We start from the raw sequence: 22,042 nt of genomic DNA, 5'->3' as shown, positions 1-22,042 counted from the left end.
CGGTGCCGCGTGAAGGCGAGGAAATCGGAAAGCATCATGGCCAGGAAAACCGAAAACAGCGGCCCCTCCGTCAGCCCAGAGGAGGCGCTGGAATTCCACGCCATGGGACGGCCCGGCAAGCTGGAGATTGTCGCCACCAAGCCGATGGCGACGCAGCGCGACCTCAGCCTTGCCTATTCGCCGGGCGTTGCCGTGCCGGTGCGCGCCATCGCCGAGGATCCGAGCCGCGCTTTCGACTACACGACGCGCGGCAATATGGTCGCGGTCATCTCCAACGGCACCGCCATCCTCGGCCTCGGCAATCTCGGCGCGCTGGCGTCCAAGCCGGTGATGGAAGGCAAGGCGGTGCTGTTCAAGCGCTTCGCCGATGTTGATTCCATCGACCTCGAGGTCGACACCGAGGATGCCGACGAGTTTATCAATTGCGTGCGCTTCCTCGGGCCTTCCTTCGGCGGCATCAACCTCGAGGACATCAAGGCGCCGGAATGCTTCATCATCGAGCAGCGCCTGCGCGAGCTGATGGACATTCCGGTCTTCCATGACGACCAGCACGGCACCGCCATCATCTCGGCCGCCGGTCTGATCAATGCGCTGGAGATTACCGGCCGCGACATGAAGACCACGAAGATGGTCTGCAACGGCGCCGGTGCGGCCGGCATCGCTTGCATCGAACTGATGAAGGCGATGGGCTTCGCGCCCGAAAACATCATTTTGTGCGACACCAAGGGCGTGGTCTATCAGGGCCGCACCGAAGGCATGAACCAGTGGAAGTCGGCGCATGCGGTCAAGACCGACACGCGCAGTCTCGCCGAGGCACTCGACGGCGCCGACGTCTTCCTCGGCCTCTCCGCCAAGGGCGCGCTGACCACCGCCATGGTGCAGTCGATGGCCAAGAATCCGATCATCTTCGCCATGGCCAACCCCGATCCGGAGATCACGCCGGAGGAAGTCGCCGAGATCCGCACCGATGCGATCATGGCCACCGGCCGCTCGGACTATCCGAACCAGGTCAACAACGTGCTCGGCTTCCCCTACATTTTCCGCGGTGCGCTGGATGTCAGGGCCACCACCATCAACGATGACATGAAGATCGCCGCGGCCCGCGCGCTGGCCGAGCTTGCCCGTCAGGACGTGCCCGACGACGTCGCCGCCGCCTATCAGGGCAATCGGCCGAAATTCGGCCCCAACTACATCATTCCCGTGCCTTTCGACCCGCGCCTGATCTCGGCAATCCCGCTCGCGGTCGCCAAGGCCGCGATGGAGTCCGGCGTTGCCCGCAAGCCGATCCTCGACCTCGACCGCTATGCGCAGGAACTGTCCGCCCGGCGTGACCCGATCGCCTCGACCTTGCAGCGCATCTACGACCGCGTGCGCCGCCAGCCCAAGCGCATCGTCTTCGCCGAAGGCGAGGAGGAGCAGGTGATGCGCGCCGCCGTGTCCTATGTGAACCAGAGGCTCGGCACGGCGATCCTGCTCGGCCGCGACGATGTCATCAAGGACAATGCCAGGAATGCCGGCATCGACTTGAACAAGCAGGGCATCGAGATCATCAACGCCCGCCTGTCGCGCCGCAACGGCATCTACACCGACTATCTCTACGAGCGCATGCAGCGGAAGGGGTTTCTGTTCCGCGACTGCCAGCGCCTGATCAACAACGACCGCAACCATTTCGCCGCCTGCATGGTGGCGCTGGGCGACGCCGACGGCATCGTCACCGGCGTCACCCGCAACTATTCGACCGCGCTCGACGATGTGCGCCGCATCATCGACGCCAAGCCCGGCCACCGAGTGATCGGTGTCTCGATCGTGCTGGCGCGGGGCAAGACAGTCCTGGTCGCCGACACCGCCGTGCACGATATGCCCAATGCCGAGCAGATCGCCGACATCGCCGAGGAAGCGGCCGGCTTTGCCCGCCGCATGGGCTATGAGCCGAGGCTCGCCATGCTTGCCTACTCGACCTTCGGCCATCCGCAGGGCGAGCGCTCCGAGCGTGTGATGGAAGCGGTGCGCATCCTCGACAAGCGCCGCGTCGATTTCGAATATGACGGCGAGATGGCCGCCGACGTGGCGCTCAACCCGCGCGCCATGGCGCAATACCCGTTCATCCGGCTCACCGGCCCGGCCAATGTCTTGATCATGCCGGCGTTCCACTCGGCCTCGATCTCGACCAAGATGCTGCAGGAGCTCGGCGGCTCGACCGTCATCGGCCCGCTGCTGGTCGGCCTCAACAAGCCGGTCCAGATCGTCTCGTTGAACGCCAAGGATAGCGACATCGTCAACATGGCGGCCATCGCCGCTTATACCGCGGGGAACTGAGGCGCACGCCCCAGCTCGACCGCCTGCCCCGGATCAATGAGAAAGGCCCGCGGCATCGCCGCGGGCCCTTTCTTTAGGTTCGAAGGCTCGATCAGAAATTGCGCTGGAAGCGGACGATGCCGCCGACGCTGTCTTTCTTGTTGGCATGGGTGAAGTTGCCGTAGATGGTCTTTTCGTTGAAGCGACCAAAGTGATCCCAATCGACTTCGGTCGTGATCGTGAAGCCAGGCACGATCGTGTAGGCGACGTTCGCGGCGAGAGCGTAGTTCTTGTCGTCGTCGGCCGAAGCCTGGACGTTGAACGCGGTCTTCTCATTGAACTTGTAGGTGCCGCCGCCCCAGACGGCCCAATTGCCACCCCACGGCTTGTACTGAGTGCGGCCATGGACGTCGATGGCGTTGTGAGCGTCGTCCTTGGAATTGTCGTCGGTGCCGTAGCCGCCCATGACGAACAGCGACAGTTCCTTGGACACGTTGACGTCCAGGCGGACCTTGCCGGACACTTCCTCATAGTTGCTGTCATAGGCAACGACGCCGGTGATCGCACCCCAGCCGGCCTTGTACTTCAAGCCACCGACGACATGCGGAACATAGCTGTCGATCGTGTTGGCAGCAGTGCCTTCTTCGAGCGAGACCACGCCGGTGATGCCGTTGCCCGCATCGAAATTATACTGGACGACGTTGGTGTCCTTGATGCCGTACGGGATGATCGTGTCCTGAATGACGTTGCCAGCATAACCGATGAACTGGTCATAGGCCGTTTCATCCTTACCGACGCGCAGGCCGCCGAGCTGGATCCACGCGAAGTTGAGCGAGGTCTTGCTGGTTCCATCCGCCTTGGTATTGGCAGCCTGCCAGCCAGTGGAGCTGCTTCCGTCATAGTCCCCGCTGCTGTTGCCGAACTGGAAGCGGGTCTCGGTGAAGGTCTTCAACGTGCCGAGTTCGGTTTCCTGACCGGTGTAGGTGCGCAGCGTGAAGCGCATGTTCTTGTAGTAGGTGTCGTGCTCGCCGCCGTTCATGTGATCGCCAACGTTGTTGACGCCATCCAGCGTGCCGGCGTCGCCGACGCCAATGTCATAACGCAGATAGCCGCCGATGCGCAGGCAGGTCTCGGTGCCGGGGATGTAGAAGTATCCCGAACCATAGACGTCGCAGATCTTGACGTATTCGGCCGGTTCCGGCTCGGCAACGGTGACCGCGTCGGCGGCGCGGGCGCCCGAAACTGCGACCAGGGCCGCAGCGGAGCCGAGAAGAAGGCTCTTGATGTTCATTTTCTTGAATCTCCAGTCAAAGGTTCAAGACAGGCTTCGGCAGGCCTCTTGGGCTCTCCTGCCATCCCCCGTCCCCATCGTTGAAAAAGCACGCGCACCGGCGCCGCTTCTTCGCCTTCGACATGACCTAAATGGTGGTCGCGCACAACAGAGATTGTGTCATAAAGGCGGCTTTCTGAATCTTCTGAAAGTCTTGTTGCCAAAATATCACGTCACATATCTGTAAGAATGGGACATAATGGACAATAAGTGCATTCGAAATGTCAGTTAATCTCTAAAATGTGCCGAATGTGCCAATTATTACAGTTTTATGACGGATAGTTTGCCGAATAATTTTCTAAAAAGGCGGGTAATTCTGGAAAAATCGACTCCGGAGTCAGGAAAGGGCATGGGCAGCGTTGATCACATCCTCGACTTGGTCCTCCCGCAACATCTCGATAGGAACGCGACGGTCGAGCGCGGGTGATGGCCGGGTCAACCAGAACCAGGCGAGCCTGGAATTGGGGATCGCCGACAGCACCGCACTGATGCCCGGAACCGGCCTGCCGTCGATGAATTGTGCCAGCGGGAAGACGTGCTTACGGCCACCCTTGCGCAACGCGATGACCTCGCTGCGTCTTTGCCAGCGATGCAGCGTCGAGCGGGGGATGCGCAGCTTTTCCTCCAGATAGGTCGAGCCGGCGACCTCGCCGGCCCAGTCCTCGATCAGCATCGACTGCAACTCAGCGGCTTGCTCAGAGATAGTCTGCGCAATGGTCCTGCCAAGCTCCGCCGGCATGCTTCCAGAACCCCGACCGGGCGCGCCGATCCCGATTCTGGCCGGCACCGTGCCGAAGAATTCCGAGACAAGCGCGGTCCAATCGCCTTTGAAGGAGCCGATGGCAAGGCGTTGCGCCTGCGGCAGGAAGGGAAGGGCGGCCGCCATGCTGCCGGCCAGCGCACTGGCTGAAACCAGGGCCTCGGCATCCAGCAACACGCCATGCTGCATCAGGGCCTGTTGCACCGCTTCGGTCACCAGGCCTGCCAGGGTCTCTTGCGAAATCCCCTCGGGCGGGGTCTGAAATCTGGTCATGCGTTCGTCGTGCGGCCCGCGCTCCTCCTCAAGGTGCCGGCGGTTGTTGAAATTCTACAGCGGAAAACAAAAATTACGGCGGCAACAAGCACCGCGGCCCGGCAAATTGCTGGCTTGCATCGTCACACCCCTGGTTTTTGGGCGCGCCGAAATGTCAGTCACGGAACGCCTCATCGTCCAACTAGGAGCGCTCTGTGACACGTGCGCGACAGAGACCCCGATTTGGAGTCCAGCCATGATGACGTAACGACAGTTGCTATCAGCTTGCCGCGGGAATTGCTCTAAAGCAGTCCCGCCTGCTCGGCCTCCCGGCGCAGATTCTGCCGCGGGCGCGGGCCGAGCTGCTGGATCACCAGCCCGGCGGCCAGCGAGCCGAGGTCGCCGCATTCCCGAAGGCTGCGCCCGGTCGTGTAGCCGTAGAGGAAACCGGCGGCATAGAGGTCGCCGGCGCCGGTCGTGTCGACCAGTTCCCTGATCGTCGTCGCCTTGATGGTGACGGTCTCATCGCCGCGCACGATCACCGAACCCTTTTCCGAACGGGTGACCGCGGCTATTCTGCAGTCCTTGCGGATTGCAGCCAGCGCGTCCTCGAACGACGCGGTCTGGTAGAGCGACTTGATCTCGTGGCTGTTGGCGAAGACGATGTCGACGGTGCCCGAGCGCATCAAATCGAGAAATTCGTCGCGGTAGCGGTCGACGCAGAAGCTATCCGACAGCGTCATCGACACTTCGCGTCCGGCCGCATGCGCCAGCCGCGCCGTCTGGCGTATCGCCTCCTTGGCGCGCGGCGGATCCCACAGATAGCCTTCGAAATAGGTGACCTTGGCGCCGGCCGCCTTGTCGGCCTCGACGTCCTCGGGGCCGAGTTCCACGCAGGCGCCCAGATAAGTGTTCATCGACCGCTCGCCGTCGGGTGTGACGAAGATCATCGAGCGCGCCGTCGGCGGCTGGCCCTGGAGCGGTTTGGTGTCGAAGGCAACGCCTTGGGCATGGATGTCGTGTGCGTAGATGTCGCCCAGCGCATCGTTCGACACCTTGCCGAAGAACGCGGCCCGTCCGCCCAGGCTGGCGACGCCCGCCGCCGTGTTGCCGGCGCTGCCGCCTGAAGCCTCGATCGCCGGACCCATGCGGCTGTAGAGCAATTCGGCGCGCCGGGTGTCGATGAGGTTCATCGCGCCCTTGATGATGCCGTTGGTTTCGAGGAAGGCCTCGTCGCATTGCGCGATGATGTCGACAATGGCATTGCCGATGCAAAGCACGTCATATTCCGGCATCAAAATCTCCGCCAAGAGCCAATCCGGCTGTCTGGCCGGTGTTCTGGCATGCCGGCCGGGCGCGGTCTAGCGAGTTGCCGTTGCTTTGCCTACCCCGAAAATCGCCATTGTCTTCCACGACGCCGACTTCATGTGCCGATTGTTCGCCGGCTGCGGCAGTGTTCGCATCCAACTGGCCCATATCAGGTGCGCGCCCGGTGGCTATGGTTTCACCGCGGTCGAAACGTTTCCGCCCCATCGTGGGCTAGAAGCGGACCGATCCGGCAACAGGCTGAAGGCGCCAACAACCAATGTCCGAAAAGACCGAAATGACCACCGATCTCGCGCTGCTGGGCGTGCTGGCGGTGTTGTGGGGCGCCTCCTACACCTTCATCAAGATCGGTGTCGAAACGATCCCGCCGGTGACCTTCATTGCCGCCCGCACCTTGATTGCCGGCGGCATCCTCTTCGCCATCATCTGCTGGCGCGGCCTTGCCATGCCCAGGGATGCGGCGACGTGGCGCCGCTTCGCCTTCCAGGCCTGCCTCAACAGCGTCGTGCCGTTCACGCTGATTGCCGCCGCCGAGCGCTCGGTCGATGCCGGCCTTGCCACCATCCTCAATTCGACGTCGCCGATCTTCACCTTCCTGCTGACGGCTTTGATCACCCGGCATGAGCCGGTCACCGCGCGCAAGCTCGTCGGCGTCGGCGCCGGCATCGTCGGGATCGGCCTCATCGTCGGCATGGAGGCCCTGGGCGGCCTGGGTCAGCAAGTGTGGGCGCAGCTTGCCATCATCATCGCGACGGTCTCCTACGCCGGCGCGGCGATCTTCGGCCGCGGTTTCAAGGGTCTCGACCCGATGATCCCCGCTGCCGGCTCGATGCTGTGCGGCGCGGTCACGCTGGTTCCGCTCAGCCTGGCCGTCGACCGGCCCTGGACACTGGCGCCCTCGACCGCGTCGATCGTCGCGCTGCTCGGGCTGTCGATCTTCTCCACCGCGCTGGCGTTCGTCATCTATTTCCGCCTGATCCACACTTTGGGCTCGGTCGGCACAACCTCGCAGGCCTATCTGCGCGTGCCGATCGGCGTCGGCATCGGCGCCGTCTTGCTTGGCGAAAGCCTGGGTCCGGCGGTGTGGGTCGGCATGGGCTTTGTCGTCGCCGGTGTGGCGGCGATGACCATCCCGGCCCGGCGCGCAAGAGCAATTCCAGGAAAAGTGTGAAACGGTTGTCCGTCCGGAATTGCGTCAAGAGATGAGATGGAATGGTTGACCGTTTCGTCGGAACGGTGAACCATTCCAGGCTGGCGTAACAGTTGCGCTGGTCTCTGACGGCGCCTATCTCGGAAGCGTCTTTTCTCGATGAAAGCTTGGACCTGACGTGATCCCAGACGCTGCCCGCGCCGCCGCCAGCCAGTTGTTTTCGCCTGAGTTCCGCTCGGTCTTCGTCAAGACCCTGGGCCTGACGCTGCTGGCCCTGGTGGCGCTTTGGTTTGGCATTGAGAGCCTGCTCGGATGGCTGGCCTGGCCTTGGCTCGAGGCATTGTTGCCGGGACTGCCCGCCTGGGCCGGATGGCTGGGCGCGATCGTCGCCGGCATCATCCTGGCGATCGGCGTGGCTTTGCTCGTCGCGCCGGTCACCGCGATCATCGCCGGCCTGTTTCTCGACGATGTCGCCGCCGTCGTCGAGCGCACGGACTACCCCAACGACCCGCCAGGCCGGCCCTTGCCGGCGCTGCGCTCGCTGGCGCTGGCGATAAAGTTCTTCGGCGTCGTCATCCTCGGCAACATCGTCGCGCTGCTGCTGCTTCTGGTGCCCGGTGTCAACATCGCCGCCTTCTTCGTCGTCAACGGCTATCTGCTTGGGCGCGAGTTCTTCGAATTCGCCGCCATGCGTTTTCGCTCGGAGGCCGAGGCCAAGGCGCTGCGCCGCAAATATGCCGGCACGGTTTTTCTGGCCGGACTTGTCATCGCCGTCTTCCTGGCCGTGCCGCTCATCAACCTGCTCACGCCGCTCTTTGCCGCGGCCATGATGGTGCATCTGCACAAGGCGGTCTCGGCGCGGGAGCGGGCATGACCTTGTTCGTCATGCGCGGTCCTCAAGCTTAGGATTCACGAAACAGCGCCTGTAGCTTGCTGAACGGCATCGCGGCGCGGGTGAAGCCGAATGTGCCGTCCTGCTGGATTTCGCGCGCCGCCGTCTCCAGCATGCCATAGGCGAAGTTGGTCAGCCACGGCCCGAGCGAGATGCGCTTGATGCCGGCCATGGCGAGATCGGCGATGGTGAAGCCGGGCAGCGCCATGACATTGACCGGCTTGCCGACTGACGAACACACGGTGCGGATGGTCTCGACATCGCTCAGCCCCGGCGCGTAAAGCACATCGGCGCCGGCCTTCTCGAAGGCCTGCAGCCGCTTGATCGTGTCGTCGAGATCTTTCTTGCCCCACAGGAAATTCTCGGCCCGCGCGGTGAAGACGAAATCGTGCTTGAGCGCCCGTGCCGCTTCAGCCGCCGCGGCGACCCGCTCGACCGCATGCGAGAAGTCGTAGATCGGGTTGTCAGGATCGCCCGTATGGTCCTCGATCGAGCAGCCCGCGAGGCCGGCCGCTTGCGCCGCGAAGATGGTCTCCGCCGCTTGCTCGGCGCTGTCTCCCTTACCTTTTTCAAGGTCGGCCGAGACCGGCAGGCTGGTTGCCGCCGTCACCTCGCGGCAATGATGGATCATGGCGTCGAAGGTCACCGCGCCGTCCGGCAGGCCGCGCGAGGAAGCGAAGCCGGCGCTGGTCGTCGCCAGCGCCTTGAAACCGAAGGAGGCCAGAAGCTTGGTCGTGCCGACATCCCAGGGATTCGGCATGACGAAGGTGGAGAGATGCAGGTCGCGAAAGATCTTGCCCTTGTCCATGGCGGGTCCTCAATCATGAGCGGGTCGTGCGGGAAATCTATCGCGGCCGTCCGGGTCGGGCAAACGAATGCGGTTGGTTCAGAAGCGTTTGGTGTTGTCTGCTGACAATTTCTCGAATGCCTTGGAGTCCTTGATGTAGCGCGACTGCGTCTTGTTCCAGCGATAGGTGACGGAGATCTGGCGCGACGCGACTTTTGGCGGCGGCTCGTCGCAGGGATCGCCGGTCGGCCCCGTGGCGTCCGTTACGGTCGCCTTTATGGCAGTGTAGCGTTGCCCATCGGCGACGGCTTTCAAGGTCACTTCCTGTGTCCTGCTATAGGCGCAGACATGCTCGTCCAGCATGTAGATCACGTCGATCAGCTTGAACTTGTCCTTGGCGACCATGATCAGCGACGCGATCACATAGTTCTGGTTCGAATTGGAATGCGAGCTGGTTGTTATCAGTATGTCGTCGCCGGCACCGACCGAAAGTTTGCCCGGCTTCTGGAAGTAGGTCTCACGGTCGACCGCAACATTGGCCGCGTCGAGCAGCTTGGGCCTTGCCGTAACGTCATAGAGCGCTAGCACCGCATAGCCTTGGGCGCCGTCGGCGAAGGAGCCGAGGTCGAACAGGAGCGCCAGCCGCTCTTTGCCGCCGGCCTCTATGGGAAGTGCCTCGACGATGGAAAGGCTCGACGTTTCGGGTGGCGCATCGCCGCTGTCGGGCCCTCCTATGTCGCGCATTTCGATCGGCGATCCGCCCTGGTACAGGCCATCCTTGCCGACAGCCAGATCGGGGATGACCATCCTGGCCAGGTCGAGATAGGTGACATCGGTACGGCCGGGCAGCGCGCTGTCGATTTCGGGAAAGCTCAAGGCTTGTGCGCCGGCCACGCCAGCCAGGAACGGCAGCAGCATCAAGGCCAGGATGAAACGAGAGATGGGCGTTGGCATGAGGCGGCTCGATCTGACGCGCTCGCGGAGCCTATCATAGCGCCTTAAGCGGTCCAGCCTGCTATCAGGTTGCGGAAAATCAGCGGATCGGCACCAGCGCTGCCAGTTCGCGCATATCGTCGAACAGGATGCCGCCGGCCGCCGCCAGGCCATCGCGATCCGAAAGCGGATCGGCATGGTAGGAAAACACCCGCATGCCGGCGGCGATACCGGCCTCGGTGCCGGCGACGCTGTCCTCGATGACGATGCACTGGTCCGGTGCGAAGCCCATCGTCTTTGCAGCGTGAAGGAACAGATCCGGAAACGGCTTGCCGCGCGAAACCATGGTCGAGGAGAACATCGCGTGCTCGAACAGCGGCAGCAGCCCGGTCTGGCCAAGCGTGATGTGCATCTTCGACACCCGAGCCGAAGAGGCGACGCAATAGGCGATGCCCGCGCGTCGGACAATTTCGACGAAATCCCGGACATAAGGGATCGCTTCGACGCCATGCGCGAACAGATCCGGCAATCCGGCGTTCCAGCGTTCGACGAAGTCGGCACCCAGCCTGACGTCGGTCGCCGCTTCGATTTCTTTCTGCACCGAGACCATGCTGCGGCCGGAAAAATGCTTACGGCAATATTCGAAGGTCGTCGCGAGGCCGGCCGCGCTCAGCCATTCGGCGAGGCGTCTGTTGGCAAGGTTCTCGGTATCGACCAGAACCCCGTCGCAATCGAAGATGACCAGCTTTGGGACTTGCATCAGGCAGTGCCGGTAGACCCGAAACCGCCGGCGCCGCGCGTCGTGCCGCCGGCGAGCGCGCGTTCCTCGCTGGCCACCTGCGCCACCGCGGCGAAGACGATCTGGGCGATGCGCATGCCGCGCGTCACCGCGAAATCCTCGTCGCCGAGATTGACGAGCAGCACCTTCACTTCGCCGCGATAGTCGCTGTCGACGGTGCCGGGGGCGTTGAGCACGGTGAGGCCGTGCTTGAAGGCGAGGCCGGAACGCGGCCGGACCTGGCCTTCCATGCCTTCTGGAATTTCCATGACCAGCCCGGTCGGCACCAGCGCGCGTTTTCCCGGCAGGATCAGCAGCGGCCGATCTTCCGGCACCGCAGCCCGCAAATCCATGCCGGCGGCGCCGGGGCTCTCATAGGCCGGAAGCGGTAACCCCTCGCCATGCGGCAACCTGACAAAGCCGACAGCGGGAGCGATGACGGAGGAAGAATGGACAGCCGTGCGCATAAAATCGATCCTATCGGGGCAAACGGCGATTCGGTCAATTCGCGCGTAAGGCTATCAACGCCTTTCTTTGTGGCGTCACCACGACCCGAGGTATGGTGAGATTCAGGTCAGGCCGAGTCGAAAACGACGGGTTTCGAGAACCGGAGCGGAGCGTACTTAACGTACGTGAGCACCGGAAGCGCAGAAACCCGGCGTTTGCAGGCCGGCATCACCTGAATATCACCATACCTCAGCGCAGTTCCACCGGCACCACCGTCGTCTCCTTGATCTCCTCCATAACGAAGGAGGCCGAGACATCCGATAGCGCGACCTTGGCGATCAGCCGCTGGTAAAGCCGGTCATAGGCTTTGACGTCGGCAACACGTGCGCGGAGCACATAGTCGAGATCGCCCGACATCCGATAGACGCCGGTGATCTCGGCAAATCCGGTCACCGCCGCGCGGAATTTCTGCAGCCAGTCCGGATCGTGGTTGGAGGTGCGGATCAGGATGAAGACGGAGAGACCGAGTCCAAGCTTGTCGGCATCGACCAGTGCGACGCGGCCGGTGATCACGCCATCCTCTTCCAGCCGCTTGACGCGGCGCCAGCACGCATTGCGCGACAGCGCCACCCGTTCCGACAGCTGGTCGACGGAGAGTGTGCCGTCGCGTTGCAATTCGGCCAGCAATCTTCGGTCGATTCCATCGATCTCAAGCGGCATATTGGGATAAATGTCCCATGGAAGTGCCAAATGCAAGGACAAATTGGGACCAATGAACCCAAACGCCGTGGCACGATACTCACTATCGGGGCTTATCCCGGCAGGAGGGATCACCATGACGACCAGGTTTAGCGCACTCTTCACGTCGCACCCGGAGAAGGTCGGCGAGACCTATTTCGGCCACATGGCTTTTGCCGCCTGGTTCTGCTCGCGCCTGTCGATGGCCGCCGGCGCCGCGCTCGTTCACGCTTTCTTGCCGTTTCTGTTTGAGACTACGGCCAGCCGAATCGTTCGCGAACTCTATGAGCGCACGCACAACAGAGGCTCACACGCGGCCAAGGAGCCCTCGGCTCTGATGGATCGCGCCTGATAGATGGTGGAAAGCGATGTGCCGGTGGGCGGCCTATCTTGGTGAAGCGGTCTTCCTTGAAGACATCATCACCGCGCCCTGCCACTCGCTGATTGCCCAGAGCCACTGCGCCCAGGAAGCCAAGTCGCCGACCAATGGCGACGGCTTCGGCCTTGCCTGGTATGGCGACCGGCCCGAGCCCGGCCTTTATCGCGACATCCTGCCGGCCTGGTCGGATCCCAATCTGAAAAGTCTCTGCCGGCAGATCAAATCAGGTCTGTTCCTGGCCCATGTGCGCGCCTCGACCGGTGGCGCCACCAGCCGCATGAACTGCCATCCCTTCATCTCCGGCCGCTGGTCGTTCATGCATAACGGCCAGATCGGCGGCTTCGAGAAAATTCGCCGCGCGCTGGAAAATTCGCTCTCCGACGAGGTCTTCGACCAGCGCGAGGGCACCACCGATTCCGAACTCTTTTTTCTCCTCATGATCGACGAGGGTCTTTCCGGTGACCCGCAGGGCGCGGTTGCTCGCGCCACGGCCCGCGTCATCGAGGCCTCGCGCCGAGCGGGCATTGAGCCGGCTTTGAAACTGACGGCGGCCTTTTCGGACGGGCAGGCGCTCTGCGCGGTGCGCTACACCACCGACGAGCATGCCCCGACGCTTTACACCGCGGTGTTCCGCAATGGCGGCGGCCGATGCATCGTGTCGGAACCCTTCGACCGCGAAGGCGGCGACTGGCAGGCAATCCCGCCCGCCAGCTTTGTCACCATGACAAGGAATGGCATGACGATCCGGCCGTTTGCTCCGGCCGTGACAAAGCTGGCGCTGGTCGGCTAGGTTTGGCCAACTGCTGGCGTCGCGGGACAGAGGGGGCGCCGTAGAGCGCCAACCCCAACAGCGGTCGGCGCAATTTCGATCAAGCACTACCAGGCTCCGAATGCTCAACTCCGCTTGAAGCAGCGCCGCATTCCGCCATCTTGATCGAATGCGCGCCGCCAAGCCGGAGCATTGACCATGGACCCCGTCTTCTCCTCGACCGTCGATCTCGCCGCCGCAATCGCGGCGCGAAAGATCTCCGCCGTTGAAGCGTTGGACGCGCATCTGGCGCAGATCGACCGGCACAACGAAGCCGTCAACGCGGTCGTCAATCTCGACCGCGAAGGCGCCCGCGAACGTGCAACAAAGGCCGACGCGGCGCAGGCGCGCGGCCCGCTGCATGGCGTGCCCTTCACGCTGAAGGATATGCACGAGACGGCAGGCTTGAGGACCACGGTCGGCTTCCCACCGTTCGCCGACTACGTTGCGAAAGCCGACAGTCCGCTCGTCGCCAGGCTGAAGGCAGCCGGCGCCATTCTGATCGGCAAAACCAATGTGGCGACCATGCTGGGCGACTGGCAGTCGAACAATCCGCTGTTCGGCCGTACCAGCAATCCGTGGGATCTCTCGCGCACATCGGGCGGCTCGAGCGGCGGCGCGGCAGCGGCGGTCGCGGCCGGCATGACGCCATTCGATGTCGGCACCGACTTGCAGGATTCGATCCGGCTACCGGCTGCTTTCTGCGGCGTCTACGGATTGAAGCCGACCGAGCATCGTATCTCGCTGGCCGGCGCCTTCCCGGATCCGGGCGGCACTGCGCGCAGCGTGCGGCTGATGTCCTGCCTTGGCCCGCTGGCGCGCAGCGTGGACGATTTGGCCTTGATCTATCGCATCATTGCCGGACCGGATGGAGCGGACACCGATCTTGCGCCGGTGCCGGTCGAGGCCATGCCGAAGCTTGACCTCAAGACGGTTCGCATCGCCTTTGCGCCGTCCTTCCCGGGCTTTCCGGTGGCCGGCGATATCAGCGCCGCGGCCGAGAATCTCGCAAGGCAGCTTCAGTCCGCCGGCGCCGTCGTCGAGGAAGTCAAGCTGCCCAAGCTCGATCTGCATGACGATCTCGCGCAAGGCGGCGCGCTGATCGGCATGATGATGGAGGCCGCGCAACCCGAACCGCCGGAAGAGCCGACCCCCGTCTCGCGCTGGTTCGAGGCGCTCGCGCGCCGGGACAGATCCATCCTCGCCTGGGATCAGTTCTTTGAAAACTATGACGCGCTGCTATGCCCGGTCGCCATGACCACGGCCTTTGCGCATTGCGAGCCGGGCACGCCGCTCAAGGTCGACCGCAAGGACCAGAGCTACTGGATGCTGCCGGCCTATGGCGCCGTCTTCAATTACAGCGGCCACCCGGCGCTTTCGATGCCGTACGGACAGGATGGCGACGGTTTGCCCATCGGCCTGCAACTGGTCGGCTCGCGCTGGTCGGAATCGCGGCTGCTCGGCATCGCCGAGGCGATGACGCCCTTAACGGGCGGCTTCAGCCGTCCACCCGGTTATTGAGCGAAGCGACCCAATCCATAGGGCGCCAGCAGCGGGTCGCGCTCGCCCTTCAGGATCTCACGGGAAGCAAACAACCCAACCGCGGGCGCCAGCGTGATGCCCGAATGCATGACGGCAATGTAGAGGCCGCTGACACCCTCTGCGCGACCGATCACCGGAAAACCGTCTACCGGCGTCGGCCTGTAGCCAACAGTGTGGAAGTCGAGTTCCAATCCCTCGGCGCCGCGCAGCGCTGCCCGGGTGACGTCGAACAGCTTCCGCGCGGTGGCTTCAGGGTTCTCACCCGGATCGCCGCCGGCGAAATCGGAACCGGCGATGATGCGGCCCTCGGCCGTCTGGCGCATATGCAGCTTCTCGGCATGGACCAGGCCGTTCAGCAGTTTCCTGTAGGGGCGCGAGTGCACGATAAGCCCCGGCGGCGTCTCCATCGGCAGCGAGATTCCTGCGGTGGCGATGAGCGCAGGACCGCCAGCACCCGCCGCGACAACGATTTCATCGGCGTCGATGGTCTCGCCCGAAACGACAACGCCCGTGACGTTGTCGCCGGCAAGCGCCAGCCTCTCCACGGCCCCGCCCACCACCCGCGCGCCAAGCCGTTCGGTGTCGGCCAGCAGCGCCTTGGCGGTTGCCACCGGTTCGGCCACGCCCTCCTCCGCGACATAGACGGCAAAGTCAGGAGGCGCGACGAGATTGGGCTCGATCTGCGCCGCCCGCTTGGCGTCGACCCGCTCAATGCCGTAGCCCCACGACGAGTGCTCGGCCGCATAGGCTTCCAGCTTGTCCGGCGGCAGGTCGAAGCACAGGCCGCCACACCAGGCGAGCGGCAGGGAGGGGACGTCCTTCGCCAGCCTTTTCCATTCGGCCATGGCGCGTGTGCGCAGCCGGAAATAGACTTCCGGGTTGCCCCAGCTGGCATTGATCCAGGCGAAGGAATTGGGCGTAGCGACGCCACCCGCGCCACTCTCGGAGATGACCGTCACCTTCGCGCCTGCTTTGACGAGGTGCCAAGCGATCGAGGCGCCGATGATGCCGGCGCCGATGACGATGACTTTTTTTGCGCTGCTCATAGCTTGCCTAGTGACTGAAAGGGAGGGGAAGATCGTGTTCCGTCAGCACGATCTTGTAGTGGTTCAAATAGGCCCACAAAGTGTTTCGCAATTCATTGGCTTCTTCAAAACCTGGATGTCCTCTTCCGATCGCCCCGCAGGCGTCATCGGCTTTTCGGCAGAGGGTATAGAGCGTGTCTCCCTGGATGAGGAGCCCAGGAAAATGACGGCCCGGGTGCCGCATGATGGCCGCGTTGGTTTGGTCCGAATAGATCTCCACCGTTTCGTTTCGCATTCGACTAAGCAACTCCGTTCGTCTGTTGTCCTCCCGACCTTACAGACTGCTGGCCCGTCGACAAGCCGTCTGTCCTGCAACCGAAATCCCTTTGTTTAGGGATGAACCGAGAGGCAAATTTGAGTTCGATTTATTGAACTTGACATTAATACGTACGTACGTATTATACGGCTATGGCTAGACAATCACTCCGCGAAAACCTTCTCGAAGCCGGTTTCCAGACGATCTGGAACTCCGGCTACACAGCCGCCGGCGTCCGCGACATCGTCGCCGCGGCCGGCGCCCGGCCAGGCTCCTTCACCAATCACTTTGCTTCCAAGGAAGACTTCGCCGGCGAGGTGCTGGAACGCTACTTCGCCTATGTCAGCGGGCTGGTCGAAAATGCGCTGCTGCATGACGGTACGCCGCCCATCGGCAGGCTTCGCCGCTATCTCGAAATCATCACCTCGAAGCTCGAGGCGCATGACTGGGCGCGCGGTTGCATGATCGGCAATCTCAGCTTGGAAACGGCTGTGCACAGCGAGCCGCTCAGGCTGCGGCTGGTCGCCATTTTCGAACGCTGGCGCCAGCCCTTCGCCGCCTGCATCGCCGAAGGCCAGGCGGCAGGCGAGATCACCAAGGCTTTCGATGCCGAGGACCTCGCCGATTTCCTGCTGTCGTCCTGGCAGGGCGCCATGCTGCGCATGAAGGTCGAGCGCAGCCCCGAACCGCTCGAGCGGTTCAAGAAAATCATCTTCAGCACGGTATTTGGGAAGGAGACAGTACGATGAAAACCGACGGACAACCAACAAGCGCCACCGCGTTGCGGCGATCAGAGGTGCCTGTGCTCGATTCCACCATGTCCTATCTACAGGCCGGCGAGGCCGGTCCCACGATCCTGTTTTTGCATGGCAATCCGACCTCGTCCTACATCTGGCGCAACATCATTCCGCATGTCGCGCCGCTCAGTCGCTGCATCGCGCCAGACCTCATCGGCTACGGCCAGTCGGGCAAGCCCGACATCGACTACCGCTTCTTCGACCACGTCCGCTATCTCGACGCCTTCCTGGACGTGCTCGACGTCAAGGACCTGGTGATCGTTGCCCAGGACTGGGGTACGGCGCTGGCCTTTCACCTGGCGGCCAGACGGCCACGGCGCATCCTCGGCCTTGCCTTTATGGAGTTCATCCGGCCCTTCGCGCGCTGGGACGACTTCCACCAGCGCCCGCAGGTGCGCGAGCTCTTCAAGGCATTGCGCACGCCCGGCGCCGGCGAAAAGCTGGTGCTGGAGGACAATGTCTTCGTCGAGAAAATCCTGCCTGCATCGGTCTTGCGGCCGATGAAAGAGGAGGAAATGGCCGCCTACCGCGCGCCGTTCCCGACGCCGCAATCGCGCAAGCCGGCGCTCCGCTTGCCACGTGAATTGCCGATCGAGGGCCAGCCGGCCGATGTCGCCGCGATCAGCGAGCACGACCATCGCGCGTTGCGGCTCTCCATTTATCCGAAGCTGCTCTTCGCCGGCGATCCAGGCGCCCTGATTTCAGCGCAGGCGGCAAAGGAATTCGCGGCCGAGCTGAAGAACTGCCGGTTCATCAATCTGGGGCCGGGCGCGCATTATCTGCAGGAAGACCACCCCGATGCGATCGGAACGGCGATTGCTGACTGGCTACCGGAGATTGCGCGGGCCGAAAGCCTGGCCGAACCGGCCTGAACCGGGGAGTCGTGGGTTAGCGGCTTGGCCGCCCATGTCGACAGGCCGGCGTCGCACTGATAGAAGCGCCGCCTGTCACACGGAACGCCTTAAGAGATATGCCCGAAACCATACCGGAAGAGGTTGCGCGCCGCCGCACCTTCGCGATCATCGCCCACCCCGACGCCGGCAAGACGACGCTGACCGAAAAGCTGCTGCTGTTCGGTGGCGCCATCCAGCTTGCCGGCGAGGTCAAGGCCAAGAAGGACCGCATCCAGACGCGGTCGGACTGGATGAAGATCGAGCGCGAGCGCGGCATCTCGGTCGTCACATCGGTGATGACCTTCGAGTATGAAGGCAATGTCTTCAATCTGCTCGACACGCCCGGACACGAGGACTTCGCCGACGACACCTACCGCACTTTGTCGGCGGTGGACTCGGCCGTCATGGTCATAGATGCCGCCAAGGGCATCGAGCCGCGCACGCTGAAGCTGTTCGAGGTCTGCCGTCTGCGTGACATCCCGATCATCACCTTCGTCAACAAGATGGACCGCGAAAGCCGCGATCCATTCGAGATTTTGGATGAGATCGAGCAGAAGCTGGCGCTCGACACCGCCCCCATCACCTGGCCGATCGGCCGCGGCAAGAATTTTGCCGGCACCTATCACCTGGCGCTCAACGCCGTGCGCAAGGGCGACGCTGAGAAGGAACGCACGCCGGTCAATGGCCCCGATTCCAACCGCGTCGCGGGGCTTTTGCCTGAAAACGAGCGCGAGGCCTTCATCGAGGAACTGGAACTCGCGAGGGAAGCCTGCCGCCCCCTCGATATCGAAGCCTTCCGCGAAGGCCATTTGACGCCGGTCTATTTCGGCTCGGCGCTGCGCAATTACGGCGTGCGCGACCTGATCGAGGCGCTCGGCGCCTACGGCCCGCCACCGCGCGCGCAGGAAGCCGATACCCGCACGGTGGAGGCGACGGAGGAGAAGATGACCTCCTTCGTCTTCAAGATACAGGCCAACATGGACCCCAACCACCGCGACCGCATCGCTTTCGTGCGCGTCTGCTCGGGCACGCTGGCGCGCGGCATGAAGGCCAAGCTGGTGCGCACCGGCAAGCCGATGTCGCTCTCGGCGCCGCAATTCTTCTTTGCCCGCACCCGTGTCACCGCCGACGAAGCCTTTGCCGGCGACGTCGTCGGCATTCCCAATCACGGCACGCTGCGCATCGGCGACACGCTGACCGAAGGTGAAGAGATCCTGTTTCGTGGCGTGCCGAATTTCGCGCCGGAAATCCTGCGCCGCGTGCGTCTCGGCGATGCCATGAAGGCAAAGAAGCTCAAGGAAGCCTTGCACCAGATGGCCGAGGAGGGCGTCGTGCAGCTGTTCTCGCCCGAGGACGGCTCGCCGGCCATCGTCGGCGTCGTCGGCGCGCTGCAGCTCGACGTTTTGAAGGAGCGGCTGAATTTCGAATACACGCTACCGGTGGATTTCGAAATGTCGCGCTTCTCCGTCTGCCGCTGGATTTCGGCCGACGACAAGGCCGAAGTGCAGCGTTTCATCGAGGCGCATCGCGGCGACATCGCCCGCGACCTCGACAACGATCCGGTCTTCCTCGCCCAGCACGCGTTTTCGCTCAACTACGAGGCCGAGCGCTGGAAAGCGATCCGCTTCGCCACCGTCAAGGACTACCAGGTCCGCGACAAGGCGGCGTGATTCTGGTGAGTAGTAAGTAGTAAGTAGTAAGTAGTAAGTAGTGAATAGTAAGTAGCAATCGGGAGAAGGGTGGATACTAATCTTCACCATTCACCATTCACCATTCACCATTCACCATTCACTACTCACTACTCACTACTCACTACTCACTACTCACTACTCACTACTCACTACTCACTAAGTTTACCCCCTTGCCGCTGCCTCGATCTTGGCGATGTCGATCTTGGTCATCTGCATCATCGCCGACATCACCCGGCCTGCCTTGGCCCGGTCCGGATCCAGAAGCAGCCTCGGCAATTGCTCCGGCACGACCTGCCAGGAGACGCCGAACTTGTCTTTCAGCCAGCTGCACACGCCAGGCTCGCCGCCCTCGGTGAGCTTCTCCCAGAAATAGTCGACCTCTTCCTGCGTCTTGCAGTCGATCGACTGCGACATCGCCTCGTTGAATTTGAATTGCGGTCCGCCATTGAGCGCCTGGAACGGCACGCCGTCGAGCTCGAAAGTGGTCATCAGCACGGTGCCCGCATTGGCGTGGCCTTCGGGCCAGCGCAGAACGCTCAACACCTTCGAATTCTTGAAGATGGAGACATAGTGGTTCATCGCCTCTTCGGCCTGGCCGTCGAACCACAGGCAGGTGGTGATCTTTTGCATGTCGTGCTCCTCGGGTTGCTTTGTCACGGGTTACAATGAAACGGCTGACTCCGAGAATGGTGCCATGGTCCTTGCCGTCTGCCTAAGGACGGTCGAGCGCCGCGCGATCCGACAGCGCATGCTATTTTTTCGAAAACGCTCGTTTTTCGCGAGACTCTGGCGCATTGCAAAAATGTGGCCAGACCATATTTGCGCGTCTATAACGCCTGCGGTCCGAATTCAGCGCTGCTGCGCTCCGCATCGGGCGCAGCCAGCCAGCTAAGGAAATAGCAATGCCTGCCTATCGTTCCCGCACCACCACCCATGGCCGCAACATGGCCGGCGCCCGCGGCCTGTGGCGCGCCACAGGCATGAAGGATTCGGATTTCGGCAAGCCGATCATCGCGGTGGTCAACTCCTTCACCCAGTTCGTGCCCGGTCACGTGCATCTGAAGGACCTCGGCCAGCTCGTCGCGCGCGAGATCGAGAAAGCCGGCGGCGTGGCGAAAGAGTTCAACACCATCGCCGTCGACGACGGCATCGCCATGGGTCATGACGGCATGCTCTATTCGCTGCCGTCGCGCGAGCTGATCGCCGATTCCGTCGAATACATGGTCAATGCGCATTGCGCCGACGCCATGGTCTGCATCTCCAATTGCGACAAGATCACCCCCGGCATGCTGATGGCCTCGCTGCGCCTCAACATCCCGACTGTGTTCGTTTCAGGCGGGCCGATGGAGGCCGGCAAGGTGGTGCTGGCCGGCAAGACGCAGGCGCTCGACCTAGTCGACGCCATGGTCGCGGCCGCCGACGACAAGATCTCCGACGAGGACGTCAAGGTCATCGAGCGCTCGGCCTGCCCGACCTGCGGCTCCTGCTCGGGCATGTTCACCGCCAATTCGATGAATTGTTTGACCGAGGCGCTCGGCCTGTCTCTGCCGGGCAACGGTTCGACGCTCGCCACCCACGCCGATCGCAAGCGGCTGTTCGTCGAGGCCGGCCATCTCGTCGTCGATTTGGCCCAGCGCTACTATGAGCAGGATGACGAAAGCGCTCTGCCACGCAGCATCGCCTCCAAGGGCGCCTTCGAGAACGCCATGACGCTCGACATCGCCATGGGCGGCTCGACCAACACGGTGCTCCACATCCTGGCCGCCGCGCATGAAGGCGAGGTCGATTTCACCATGGAAGACATCGACCGGCTGTCGCGCAAGGTGCCGGTGCTGTGCAAGGTGGCGCCGGCCAAGTCCGATGTGCATATGGAAGACGTCCACCGCGCCGGCGGCATCATGGCCATCCTCGGCCAGCTCGACAACGCCGGGCTGATCAACCGCGACCTGCCGACGGTGCACACCGCCAGCCTCGGTGAAGCGCTCGATCATTGGGATATTTCGCGCACCTCCAGCCAGAATGTCCGCGACTTCTTCCTGGCGGCACCAGGCGGCGTGCCGACGCAGATCGCCTTCAGCCAGGATCGCCGTTGGGACGATCTCGACACCAACCGCGAGACGGGTGTCATCCGCTCAGCCAAGACGCCGTTCTCCAAGGATGGCGGCCTGGCCGTGCTGAAGGGCAATCTGGCGCTCGATGGCTGTATCGTGAAGACCGCCGGCGTCGACGAGTCGATCCTGAAGTTCACCGGCCCGGCCCGCGTCTTCGAAAGCCAGGACGCCTCCGTCAAGGCGATCCTCGCCAACGAGGTCAAGGCCGGCGACATCGTCGTCATCCGCTATGAGGGACCGCGCGGCGGCCCCGGCATGCAGGAAATGCTCTATCCGACCAGCTACCTGAAGTCGAAAGGCTTGGGCAAAGCCTGCGCTTTGATCACCGACGGCCGCTTCTCCGGCGGCACGTCCGGCCTGTCGATCGGCCACGTCTCGCCGGAAGCCGCCGAAGGCGGCGCCATCGGCCTGGTCCAGGAAGGCGATACGATCGAGATCGATATCCCCAACCGCACCATCCGCCTCGCCATCAGCGACGCCGAGCTGGAGGCGCGCCGCGCGGCGATGAACGCCAAGGGCGCGCTGGCCTGGAAGCCCGAGGAAAAGCGCAAGCGCAAGGTGACGACGGCGCTGCGCGCTTATGCCGCCTTCGCCACCAGCGCCGACAAGGGTGCTGTTAGGAATGTGCCGGAGTGAGGCGCGACCTTACCTTCTCCCCCTGTGGGAGAAGGTGGATCGGCGCGCAGCGCCGAGACGGTTGAGGAGTGGGTGACGGAACGCCGTCGGCGCCAAGCTGGAGCACCCCTCATCCGGCCGAGCTTCGCTCGGCCACCTTCTCCCACAAGGGGAGAA

General features: G+C 63.1%; 21 protein-coding genes. 10 read left to right on the top strand and 11 right to left on the bottom strand.

Annotation, left to right across the window (positions count from 1 at the left end; translation table 11 throughout):
- Nucleotides 1–36 precede the first annotated feature (36 nt).
- A complete protein-coding gene (locus AB6802_RS01280; protein WP_371008183.1) occupies nucleotides 37–2,316 on the top strand; it encodes an NADP-dependent malic enzyme in 2,280 nt (759 codons plus the stop codon).
- 91 nt (nucleotides 2,317–2,407) lie between these two features.
- On the opposite strand, the gene AB6802_RS01275 is transcribed toward AB6802_RS01280, so the two are convergent.
- The 3 genes from AB6802_RS01275 to AB6802_RS01265 all read right to left on the bottom strand — a co-directional run bounded on the left by AB6802_RS01275 (nucleotide 2,408) and on the right by AB6802_RS01265 (nucleotide 5,932).
- Complete coding sequence (locus tag AB6802_RS01275; RefSeq protein WP_371008182.1) at nucleotides 2,408–3,586, bottom strand: porin; 1,179 nt, start codon at nucleotides 3,584–3,586, stop codon at nucleotides 2,408–2,410.
- A 376-nt stretch (nucleotides 3,587–3,962) separates the two neighbouring features.
- On the bottom strand, nucleotides 3,963–4,658 hold the full coding sequence (locus AB6802_RS01270; RefSeq protein ID WP_371008181.1) for a hypothetical protein: 696 nt from the start codon (nucleotides 4,656–4,658) through the stop codon (nucleotides 3,963–3,965).
- A 281-nt stretch (nucleotides 4,659–4,939) separates the two neighbouring features.
- Nucleotides 4,940–5,932, bottom strand: coding sequence for an adenosine kinase (locus AB6802_RS01265; protein ID WP_371008180.1), 993 nt, complete (start codon nucleotides 5,930–5,932; stop codon nucleotides 4,940–4,942).
- 290 nt (nucleotides 5,933–6,222) lie between these two features.
- Between AB6802_RS01265 and AB6802_RS01260 the strand changes: the two genes are divergently transcribed.
- Both AB6802_RS01260 and AB6802_RS01255 read left to right on the top strand, forming a co-directional pair.
- Nucleotides 6,223–7,134: a DMT family transporter gene (locus tag AB6802_RS01260; protein WP_371008179.1), complete on the top strand. Its 912-nt coding sequence runs from the start codon at nucleotides 6,223–6,225 to the stop codon at nucleotides 7,132–7,134.
- Nucleotides 7,135–7,291: 157 nt separating this feature from the next.
- Nucleotides 7,292–7,987: a sulfate transporter family protein gene (locus AB6802_RS01255; RefSeq protein WP_371008178.1), complete on the top strand. Its 696-nt coding sequence runs from the start codon at nucleotides 7,292–7,294 to the stop codon at nucleotides 7,985–7,987.
- 28 nt (nucleotides 7,988–8,015) lie between these two features.
- Here the strand turns inward: AB6802_RS01255 and AB6802_RS01250 are convergent, their stop codons facing one another.
- The 5 genes from AB6802_RS01250 to AB6802_RS01230 form a co-directional block, all read right to left on the bottom strand.
- Nucleotides 8,016–8,813, bottom strand: coding sequence for an isocitrate lyase/phosphoenolpyruvate mutase family protein (locus AB6802_RS01250; protein ID WP_371008177.1), 798 nt, complete (start codon nucleotides 8,811–8,813; stop codon nucleotides 8,016–8,018).
- A gap of 78 nt (nucleotides 8,814–8,891) precedes the next feature.
- Nucleotides 8,892–9,746, bottom strand: a complete 855-nt coding sequence (locus AB6802_RS01245) for a hypothetical protein (protein ID WP_371008176.1) — start codon at nucleotides 9,744–9,746, stop codon at nucleotides 8,892–8,894.
- A gap of 79 nt (nucleotides 9,747–9,825) precedes the next feature.
- Nucleotides 9,826–10,485, bottom strand: coding sequence for an HAD family hydrolase (locus AB6802_RS01240; protein ID WP_371008175.1), 660 nt, complete (start codon nucleotides 10,483–10,485; stop codon nucleotides 9,826–9,828).
- The gene (dut, locus tag AB6802_RS01235) at nucleotides 10,485–10,970 is read right to left on the bottom strand and encodes a dUTP diphosphatase (protein ID WP_371008174.1); all 486 of its coding nucleotides are present in this window, start codon (nucleotides 10,968–10,970) and stop codon (nucleotides 10,485–10,487) included. Before dut ends, AB6802_RS01240 begins: the two co-directional genes overlap by 1 nt.
- 229 nt (nucleotides 10,971–11,199) lie before the next feature.
- Nucleotides 11,200–11,670: an Lrp/AsnC family transcriptional regulator gene (locus tag AB6802_RS01230; protein WP_371008173.1), complete on the bottom strand. Its 471-nt coding sequence runs from the start codon at nucleotides 11,668–11,670 to the stop codon at nucleotides 11,200–11,202.
- Between the two features lie 115 nt (nucleotides 11,671–11,785).
- Between AB6802_RS01230 and AB6802_RS01225 the strand changes: the two genes are divergently transcribed.
- From AB6802_RS01225 to AB6802_RS01215, 3 genes are all read left to right on the top strand, one after another.
- Entirely contained in the window at nucleotides 11,786–12,040 is a 255-nt protein-coding gene (locus AB6802_RS01225; protein WP_371008172.1) for a DUF6356 family protein, read from the top strand.
- A 16-nt stretch (nucleotides 12,041–12,056) separates the two neighbouring features.
- Nucleotides 12,057–12,857 (top strand): class II glutamine amidotransferase, encoded by an 801-nt coding sequence (locus tag AB6802_RS01220; RefSeq protein ID WP_371008171.1) that lies wholly within the window; start codon nucleotides 12,057–12,059, stop codon nucleotides 12,855–12,857.
- A 177-nt stretch (nucleotides 12,858–13,034) separates the two neighbouring features.
- The gene (locus AB6802_RS01215) at nucleotides 13,035–14,396 is read left to right on the top strand and encodes an amidase (RefSeq protein ID WP_371008170.1); all 1,362 of its coding nucleotides are present in this window, start codon (nucleotides 13,035–13,037) and stop codon (nucleotides 14,394–14,396) included.
- On the opposite strand, the gene AB6802_RS01210 is transcribed toward AB6802_RS01215, so the two are convergent.
- Nucleotides 14,390–15,463: an NAD(P)/FAD-dependent oxidoreductase gene (locus AB6802_RS01210; protein WP_371008169.1), complete on the bottom strand. Its 1,074-nt coding sequence runs from the start codon at nucleotides 15,461–15,463 to the stop codon at nucleotides 14,390–14,392. The two genes, AB6802_RS01215 and AB6802_RS01210, sit on opposite strands and share 7 nt — an antisense overlap.
- A 7-nt stretch (nucleotides 15,464–15,470) precedes the next feature.
- Nucleotides 15,471–15,737 (bottom strand): hypothetical protein, encoded by a 267-nt coding sequence (locus AB6802_RS01205; RefSeq protein WP_371008168.1) that lies wholly within the window; start codon nucleotides 15,735–15,737, stop codon nucleotides 15,471–15,473.
- A gap of 173 nt (nucleotides 15,738–15,910) precedes the next feature.
- Between AB6802_RS01205 and AB6802_RS01200 the strand changes: the two genes are divergently transcribed.
- From AB6802_RS01200 to AB6802_RS01190, 3 genes are all read left to right on the top strand, one after another.
- Complete coding sequence (locus AB6802_RS01200; protein ID WP_371008167.1) at nucleotides 15,911–16,507, top strand: TetR family transcriptional regulator C-terminal domain-containing protein; 597 nt, start codon at nucleotides 15,911–15,913, stop codon at nucleotides 16,505–16,507.
- Nucleotides 16,504–17,427, top strand: coding sequence for a haloalkane dehalogenase (locus AB6802_RS01195; protein WP_371008166.1), 924 nt, complete (start codon nucleotides 16,504–16,506; stop codon nucleotides 17,425–17,427). The genes AB6802_RS01200 and AB6802_RS01195 overlap by 4 nt, the downstream gene beginning before the upstream one ends.
- Before the next feature lie 98 nt (nucleotides 17,428–17,525).
- Nucleotides 17,526–19,118 (top strand): peptide chain release factor 3, encoded by a 1,593-nt coding sequence (locus tag AB6802_RS01190; RefSeq protein ID WP_371008165.1) that lies wholly within the window; start codon nucleotides 17,526–17,528, stop codon nucleotides 19,116–19,118.
- Between the two features lie 183 nt (nucleotides 19,119–19,301).
- Here the strand turns inward: AB6802_RS01190 and AB6802_RS01185 are convergent, their stop codons facing one another.
- Nucleotides 19,302–19,769, bottom strand: a complete 468-nt coding sequence (locus AB6802_RS01185; protein ID WP_371008164.1) for a VOC family protein — start codon at nucleotides 19,767–19,769, stop codon at nucleotides 19,302–19,304.
- A 272-nt stretch (nucleotides 19,770–20,041) separates the two neighbouring features.
- On the opposite strand from AB6802_RS01185, the gene ilvD reads away from it, so the two are divergent.
- The gene (gene ilvD, locus AB6802_RS01180; protein ID WP_371008163.1) at nucleotides 20,042–21,886 is read left to right on the top strand and encodes a dihydroxy-acid dehydratase; all 1,845 of its coding nucleotides are present in this window, start codon (nucleotides 20,042–20,044) and stop codon (nucleotides 21,884–21,886) included.
- The last annotated feature ends 156 nt before the right edge of the window (nucleotides 21,887–22,042 follow it).

The organism is Mesorhizobium sp. RCC_202 (genome assembly GCF_041355295.1).
Taxonomy (GTDB): domain Bacteria; phylum Pseudomonadota; class Alphaproteobacteria; order Rhizobiales; family Rhizobiaceae; genus Mesorhizobium.
The sequence above is the reverse complement of the archived record's forward strand: the minus strand, read 5'-3'. Positions and strand labels throughout refer to the sequence as shown.

Coding starts and splice junctions, on each gene's coding strand:
- AB6802_RS01280 (WP_371008183.1), top strand. CDS start 37: ATGGCCAGGAAAACCGAAAACAGCGGCCCCTCCGTCAGCCCAGAGGAG.
- AB6802_RS01275 (WP_371008182.1), bottom strand. CDS start 3,586: ATGAACATCAAGAGCCTTCTTCTCGGCTCCGCTGCGGCCCTGGTCGCA.
- AB6802_RS01270 (WP_371008181.1), bottom strand. CDS start 4,658: ATGACCAGATTTCAGACCCCGCCCGAGGGGATTTCGCAAGAGACCCTG.
- AB6802_RS01265 (WP_371008180.1), bottom strand. CDS start 5,932: ATGCCGGAATATGACGTGCTTTGCATCGGCAATGCCATTGTCGACATC.
- AB6802_RS01260 (WP_371008179.1), top strand. CDS start 6,223: ATGTCCGAAAAGACCGAAATGACCACCGATCTCGCGCTGCTGGGCGTG.
- AB6802_RS01250 (WP_371008177.1), bottom strand. CDS start 8,813: ATGGACAAGGGCAAGATCTTTCGCGACCTGCATCTCTCCACCTTCGTC.
- AB6802_RS01245 (WP_371008176.1), bottom strand. CDS start 9,746: ATGCCAACGCCCATCTCTCGTTTCATCCTGGCCTTGATGCTGCTGCCG.
- AB6802_RS01240 (WP_371008175.1), bottom strand. CDS start 10,485: ATGCAAGTCCCAAAGCTGGTCATCTTCGATTGCGACGGGGTTCTGGTC.
- dut (WP_371008174.1), bottom strand. CDS start 10,970: ATGCGCACGGCTGTCCATTCTTCCTCCGTCATCGCTCCCGCTGTCGGC.
- AB6802_RS01230 (WP_371008173.1), bottom strand. CDS start 11,670: ATGCCGCTTGAGATCGATGGAATCGACCGAAGATTGCTGGCCGAATTG.
- AB6802_RS01225 (WP_371008172.1), top strand. CDS start 11,786: ATGACGACCAGGTTTAGCGCACTCTTCACGTCGCACCCGGAGAAGGTC.
- AB6802_RS01220 (WP_371008171.1), top strand. CDS start 12,057: ATGTGCCGGTGGGCGGCCTATCTTGGTGAAGCGGTCTTCCTTGAAGAC.
- AB6802_RS01215 (WP_371008170.1), top strand. CDS start 13,035: ATGGACCCCGTCTTCTCCTCGACCGTCGATCTCGCCGCCGCAATCGCG.
- AB6802_RS01210 (WP_371008169.1), bottom strand. CDS start 15,463: ATGAGCAGCGCAAAAAAAGTCATCGTCATCGGCGCCGGCATCATCGGC.
- AB6802_RS01205 (WP_371008168.1), bottom strand. CDS start 15,737: ATGCGAAACGAAACGGTGGAGATCTATTCGGACCAAACCAACGCGGCC.
- AB6802_RS01200 (WP_371008167.1), top strand. CDS start 15,911: ATGGCTAGACAATCACTCCGCGAAAACCTTCTCGAAGCCGGTTTCCAG.
- AB6802_RS01195 (WP_371008166.1), top strand. CDS start 16,504: ATGAAAACCGACGGACAACCAACAAGCGCCACCGCGTTGCGGCGATCA.
- AB6802_RS01190 (WP_371008165.1), top strand. CDS start 17,526: ATGCCCGAAACCATACCGGAAGAGGTTGCGCGCCGCCGCACCTTCGCG.
- AB6802_RS01185 (WP_371008164.1), bottom strand. CDS start 19,769: ATGCAAAAGATCACCACCTGCCTGTGGTTCGACGGCCAGGCCGAAGAG.
- ilvD (WP_371008163.1), top strand. CDS start 20,042: ATGCCTGCCTATCGTTCCCGCACCACCACCCATGGCCGCAACATGGCC.